Here is a 7,341-nt window from a genome sequence, read left to right on the forward strand (position 1 = left end):
TTCCTGCGCCCGGTGGCTCCGGGTGTGGCCGGTGAGCTGTACATCGCGGGTGCCCAGCTCGCCCGGGGCTATGTCAACCGGGCTGGCCAGACGGCGGAGCGGTTTGTGGCGAGTCCGTTCGAGCCTGGTGCGCGGATGTATCGCTCGGGTGATGTGGCGCGCCGGCGTGCGGATGGTGAGTTGGAGTTCCTGGGGCGTGCGGACGAGCAGGTGAAGGTTCGTGGGTTCCGGATCGAGCCGGGCGAGGTCGAGGCCGTCGTGGCTGCGCATCCGCAGGTGGCGCAGGCTGCGGTGATCGCTCGTGAGGACGTCCCCGGAGACACCCGCCTTGTCGCCTACGTCGTCGCGGATGACCCGGAGGATGATCTGGAGGCTTTGCCCGGTCTGATCCGCGGACATGTCGTCGGCAGGCTGCCGGAGTACATGGTGCCGTCCGCGGTCGTGGTCCTGGACGCGTTGCCGTTGACCGGCAACGGGAAGCTGGACCGCAAGGCCCTGCCCGCCCCGGAGCTGTCGGCTGGTGCCGGTTCCGGGCGTGAACCGGCCAACGAACGCGAGCGGGCGCTGTGCCAGGCGTTCGCCGAGATCCTGGGCCTGGACAAGGTGGGCGTCGACGACGACTTCTTCCAGCTCGGCGGTCACTCCCTGCTCGCTGCCCGCCTGATCAACCGGATCCGGACGGTGCTGAACGTCGAGGTGGAGATCGCGGCGCTCTTCGACGCCCCGACACCGGCCGGCCTCGTTGGCCGACTCGAGCAGCAGACGCAGCCGGCACAGACCAGGCCGGCCCTTCGGCCCCGGCGCAACCAGGAGGAGTCCTGATGGTTCCGTTGTCATTCGCGCAGCGGCGGCTGTGGTTCATCTCCCAGTTGGAGGGGCCGAGCGCCGTCTACAACGTCCCGGTCGTGCTGCCGCTGGGCGGGCAGACCGACCGGCAGGCGCTGAACGCGGCGCTGAGGGACGTCGTCGGTCGGCACGAGGTTCTGCGCACAGTGTTCGAGACCGTCGACGGGGAACCGCAACAGCGGCTCCTCAAGATCGACGACCTGGAATGGGGACTGGAGGTCGTCGAGGTCGCGCCGGCCGACCTCCCAGCCGCCATCGAGGCCGCTGAAGGGTACGCCTTCGACCTGGCGGCCGAAGTGCCGCTGCGCGCCCAACTGCTGGCCGTGTCGCCGGACGAGCAGGTACTGGTCGTGGTGTTCCACCACATCGCCAGCGACGGCTGGTCGATGGGGCCGTTCACACGGGACCTCATGACGGCGTACCAGGCCCGGTCCGAAGGACGGGCGCCGATGTGGGAACCGCTGCCGGTGCAGTACGCGGACTACGCGATCTGGCAGCGCGAGCTCCTGGGCGACGCAACGGACCCAAGCAGTCTGATGAGTCGTCAGCTCAACTACTGGCGCGGTGCGTTGGAGGGCCTGCCGCAGGAACTGGCACTGCCGTTCGACCATCCGCGTCCGGCCGTGGCCTCGTACCGGGGCCACAGGGTGCAGCTGGAGATCTCCGCACAGACCCACTCCCGGCTGGTGGAGTTGGCGCAGGTCGAGGGCGTCACGGCGTTCATGGTTCTGCAGGCGGCCCTCGCCGTGCTGCTGAGCCGCATCGGCGCGGGCACGGACATCCCGGTCGGTACGGACGTCGCCGGCCGTACGGACGAGGCTCTCGACGACCTGGTCGGTTTCTTCGTCAACACCCTGGTGCTGCGGACGGATCTGTCCGGTGACCCGACGTTCCGGGAGACCCTCGGCCGGGTGCGGGCGGCGACCCTGGCCGCGTTCGGCCACCAGGACGTGCCGTTCGAGAAGCTGGTCGAGGAGCTGGCCCCGGCACGGTCGCTGTCCCGGCATCCGCTCTTCCAGGTGATGCTCACCCTGCAGAACGCCGCGCGAACGGTGCTGGACGGTGAACGTGTCGAGGCGTCGGCATCGACCCCCGCGGGGGCCTCGGTGGCGAAGTTCGATCTGGAGGTGTCGTTCACGGAGGTCTTCGGGCAGGACGGAGCCCCGTCCGGAATACGGGGCTCGATGACGGCCGCGGCCGACCTGCTCGGTGCGGAAACGGTCCGTCTGCTGGCCGACTGCCTGGCGGGTGTACTGGACACCCTGACGAGCGCGCCGGAGCTGCCCCTGAGCGGCGTACGGATCGTGGACGGTACGGGTACCGAGGCGGTCTTCCCGGGGCAGGGGGCTGGCGCCGGGATGGCCGCGCACGGCCACGCCGCGGACCGCCCGGCGGGCCCGGCGGCAGACCGCAGGCTGGTGGCGTACGTGGTGCCCGCGCCGGGCATGGAGGTCGACCCGGCGGAGCTGCGGGCGTTCGTGCGGGAGCAACTGCCGGAGTCGATGGTTCCGGCGGCCGTGGTGCTGCTCGACGAGCTGCCGCTGACCGCGAACGGCAAGGTGGACACGGGCCGGCTGCCCGCTCCGCCGGAGTACCCGGCGGGAACCGGCCGCGGCCCGTCGAACGCCCGCGAGGAGGTGCTGTGCGCCGCGTTCGCCGAGGTCCTGGAGCTGGAGCGGGTGGGCGCAGACGACGACTTCTTCGCTCTCGGCGGCCATTCCCTGCTGGCGATCCGGCTCGTCGAACGGCTGCGTGCGCAGGGCGTCACCGTGCCGGTGCGGGCACTTTTCGAGACGCCCACCCCGGCCGGGCTGGCGCTGACGGCGGGCGCCCAGCGGGTGTCCGTGCCGGAGAACCTCATTCCGGCCGACGCGACCGCGATCACGCCGGAGATGCTGCCGTTGGTCGACCTCACGGCCGGGGAGATTGCGCGAATCGCCTCGACCGTCCCCGGCGGGGCCGCGAACATCGCTGACGTCTATCCGCTCGGGCCGCTCCAGGAGGGCCTGCTCTTCCACCACCTGCTGGCGGACGGCGGCGACGACGCCTACGTGCTGCCCGCGGTCCTGGAGTTCCCCTCGCGCACCGGGCTCGACGCCTTCGTGGCCGCGCTGCAGAAGGTGCTGGACCGACACGACATCTTCCGGACCTCGGTCGTCTGGGAAGGGCTGCCGGAGCCGGTCCAGGTAGTGTGGCGGCACGCGCCGATACCGGTCACGGACGTGACCGTCTCCGCGGACGGCGAGGATGTGGCCGTCGGCCTGATAGCGGCCGCAGGCCTGTCGATGGACCTGGGCCGTGCACCGCTGATCACGGTGCACCGGGCCCCCGTGCCCGGCGACGACCGCTGGCTGGCGCTGGTCCGGGTGCACCACATGGTGCAGGACCACATGGCCCTGGAGCTGCTGCTCCGGGAGGTCGGCGCCTTCCTCACGGGCCGGGGCGCCGACCTCCCCGAGCCGTTGCCGTTCCGGGACTTCGTGGCGCAGGCGCGCGACGAGACCGCACGCGTCGGCCACCAGGAGTACTTCGCCGGACTGCTGGACGGCTTCGAGGAGCCGTCCGCCCCGTACGGGGTCATGGACGTGCATGGCGACGGTACGGCGGTGGCCCGTGCCGTGGTGCCCTTCACCTCGGAGTCCGAGCAGCGACTGCGCGAGGTGGCGCGTCGGCTGCGAGTGAGCGCCGCGACCGTGCTGCACGTCGCATGGGCGCGAGCCGTCGCGGTGATGTCCGGCCGGGACGACGTGGTCTTCGGGACGGTGCTGTTCGGCCGGATGGACGGCGGGGCCGCGGGCGGCGCCCAGGTGCCCGGTCCGTTCATCAACACCCTGCCGGTGCGCGTCCGTTCGGCCGACACCGGTGTCGTTGCGGCGGTGTCGCAGATGCGCGGGCAGCTGGCGCGGTTGCTGGAGCACGAGCACGCCGCGCTCGCGACCGCCCAGCAGGCCAGTGGCCTCGAGGGCGAGACGCCGCTCTTCACCTCATTCCTCAACTACCGCCACAATCCCGGCCGAGGGACCGAGGAGCGGCCCGAGGAGCAGCAGCAGGACGGCTCGGGGGTCCGCCTGCTGTACGCGCGTGAACGCACCAACTACCCGCTGGGTGTCGCGGTGGACGATGCCGGTGAGGGCCTCGCGCTGACGGTTGACGCGGTCGGCGCGATCGATGCGGAGGCGGTCGGCGTGCTGGTACGCACGGCGACGGAAAATTTGGTCCAGGCGCTGGAGACGGCCCTGGGCGGCGGTCCGGAGGTGCCGCTGAGTGCGGTGCGGGTGCTGGACGAGGCGGGTCTGCACCGGGCCGTGGAGGGGTGGAACGACACCGTGGTGGAGATCGCAGGAGCGACGCTGCCGGGACTGTTCGAGGCCCAGGCGGCCCGCACGCCGGACGCGGTCGCAGTGGTCTTCGAGGGTGCGCAGGTCTCGTACCGGGAGCTGGACGAGCGGGCGAGTCGACTGGCACGGCAGCTGACCGGGAGTGGTGTCGGCCCGGAGTCGGTCGTGGGCGTGGTCATGGACCGCGGGGTCGACCTCGTGATCGCGCTGCTGGCCGTCATGAAGGCCGGCGGTGCCTACCTTCCGATCGATCCGGAGTATCCGGCCGAACGGATCTCCTACGTGCTCGCGGACGCAGACGTCCCCCTGGTGGTGTCGCAGCGCGCGGTCGCGGACGCGGTGCCCGCGGGGGTGCCGACGATCGTGATCGACGAATCTTCGGCGACGGCGGAGCCCGCCGACGCGGTGGCCCTGCCCCCGGGCACGGCTGCGGCGCCGCAGAACACGGCGTACGTGATCTACACCTCGGGGTCGACAGGTCGGCCCAAGGGCGTGGTGGTTTCCCACGGCGCCCTGGTGAACCACCTCTTCGCTGTCGGGCAGCGGGTGCCGCTGTCGGCTGGTGACCGGCTGCTGGCGGTGACCACTGTGTCGTTCGACATCGCGGCGCTGGAGCTGTTCCTGCCGCTGGTGTCGGGCGCTTCGGTGGTGGTGGCCTCCAGTGACGTCGTCCGGGACCCGGCCGCCCTGACCGGGCTGGTGGTGTCCTCCGGCGCGACGGTGGTGCAGGGTGTGCCGTCGTTGTGGCGGGCACTTCTGGAGGAGAGCGGCTGGCCGAGCGGGGTGCGGGCGCTGGTGGGCGGCGAGGCCCTGCCGTCCGAACTTGCGCAGCGGTTCACCGACAGCGGGATCGCGGCCGTGAACCTTTACGGGCCGACCGAGGCCACGGTATGGGCGACCTCCGCAGAGATCACAGGCGCCGCGGTGTCCGTGGGCCGCCCGTTCGCCAATATGCGGGCGTATGTGCTGGACCCCAGACTGCAGCCCGTTCCTGTCGGTGTGACGGGCGAACTGTACGTGGCGGGCGCCCAGCTGGCGCGCGGCTACGCGGGCCGCGCGAGCCTGACGGCCGAGCGTTTCGTTGCCTCGCCGTACGTGTCCGGGGAGCGGCTGTACCGGACCGGGGACGTGGCACGCCGACGTGCGGACGGGGACCTGGAGTGCCTCGGCCGCGTGGACGAGCAGGTGAAGGTCCGTGGCTTCCGGGTCGAGTTGGGAGAGGTCGAGGTCGCGCTGGTACAGCACGCGCAGGTTGTTCAGGCAGTGGCGGCGGTCCGCCGTGACGCCTTCGGAGACGGTGTGCTGGTCGCCTATGTCGTCCGCTGCGGGGACCTCGACGTGGCCGCCCTGCGGGCGGAACTGGGCCAGGACCTCCCGGCTTACATGGTGCCCTCCGCCTACGTCGTCCTCGACGAGCTGCCGCTGACCGCGAACGGCAAGGTTGACCGCAAGGCCCTGCCCGCGCCTGATGCCACCCCCGGCACCGGCACCGGCCGCCCCCCGGCGAACGTGCGTGAGGAGATCCTCTGCGCGGCGTTCGCCGAGGTCCTCGGAGTGGAGAGCGTGGGCGTCGACGACGACTTCTTCGCCCTCGGCGGACACTCGCTGCTCGCCGTCCGGCTGATCAGCCGGCTGCAGGCGCAGGGGGTGGCGCTGTCGGTACGGGCACTGTTCGACAGCCCGACGCCCGCCGGCCTCGCCCTCTCGGCGGCCGCGACGCGGGTGGTGGTTCCGGACAACCTGATCCCCGCGGACGCGATCGCGATCACTCCCGAGATGCTCACCCTCGTCGACCTGACCGCCGAGGAGATCGACCGGGTCGTCTCCACCGTCGATGGCGGCGCCGCGAACGTCGCTGACGTATATCCGCTCGCCCCGCTCCAGGAGGGTCTGCTCTTCCACCACCTGCTCGCCGACGGCGGTGACGACGCCTACGTCCAGCCGAACGTCCTGGAGTTCGGATCCCGCGACCTGCTCGACCGGTTCGCGGAGGCCCTCCAGCAGGTGCTGGACCGTCACGACATCCTGCGGACCGGCATCGTCTGGGACGGCCTGCGCGAGCCCGTGCAGGTGGTGTGGCGGAAAGCCGCGCTCCCGGTCCAGGAGGTGACCCTCGACCCTGGCAGCGGCGACCCCGTTGCGGCGCTGGCCGAGGCCGTAGGACTGTCGATGGACCTGTCCCGGGCACCCATGGTCGAGCTGCACACAGCCGCCGGGCAGGACGGCCGCTGGCTCGGGCTGGTGCGGGTCCACCACATGGTCCAGGACCACACGGCGCTCGAGGTCCTGCTGCACGAGATCGCGGCCTTCCTCGGCGGCCGCGACGACGAGCTGCCCGAGCCGCTGCCCTTCCGCGACTTCGTGGCGCAGGCGCGCGGCGGGGTACCGCGGGAGGAGCACGAACGCCACTTCGCCGAACTGCTGGGCGATGTCACCGAACCGACGGCACCGTACGGGCTCACCGATGCGCACGGCATCGGCACCGGCACCGCGCGCGCGGCCGATGCGCTGCCATCCGAGCTGGACGCACGGCTGCGGACGGTCGCGCGCAGACTGGGCGCCAGCCCCGCGACGCTGATGCACGTGGCGTGGGCGCGGGTGCTGGCGGCGGTCAGTGGTCGGGACGACGTGGTGTTCGGTACGGTGCTGTTCGGCCGTATGAACGCCGGGGCCGGCGCCGACCGGGTACCCGGTCCGTTCATCAACACCCTCCCGCTCCGCGTGCGGACGGGCGAGCTCGGTGTCCTGGGCGCGGTGTCCGCGATGCGGGACCAGCTCGCGGAGCTGCTCGAGCACGAGCACGCGCCGCTTGCCGTCGCTCAGCAGGCCAGTGGCCTCACCGGCGGCACACCGCTGTTCACCTCCTTCCTCAACTACCGCCACACCCTGGACACGGCGGACGACGCACCGGAGACGGACGAGCGGACCGACGAGGAGGCGGCCGGCATCAAGACCCTCCTCTCCCGGGAAGCGACCAACTACCCGCTCGCCGTGGCCGTGGACGACAATGGACGGGGCATCCGGGTGGCGGTGGAAGCGGTGGCACCGGCGGACCCGGTGGCGGTGGGTGCGCTGGTGCGTACGGCTGCGGAGGGTCTGGTGTCGGCGTTGGAGGTGGCTCTGGACGGTGGTCCGGAGGCGCTGTTGGGCTCTGTGG

Annotated in this window: 2 protein-coding genes; both read left to right on the forward strand. The window is 71.7% G+C overall.

Features of this window, described 5'->3' with window-relative positions; translation table 11 throughout:
• On the forward strand, nucleotides 1-822 hold an 822-nt coding region (locus AC068D_RS35460; protein WP_478827273.1), incomplete at its 5' end, for an AMP-binding enzyme.
• On the forward strand, nucleotides 822-7,341 hold a 6,520-nt coding region (locus AC068D_RS35465), incomplete at its 3' end, for an amino acid adenylation domain-containing protein (protein ID WP_478827274.1). The genes AC068D_RS35460 and AC068D_RS35465, both read left to right, overlap by 1 nt.

The organism is Streptomyces sp. NPDC043861 (assembly GCF_056435905.1).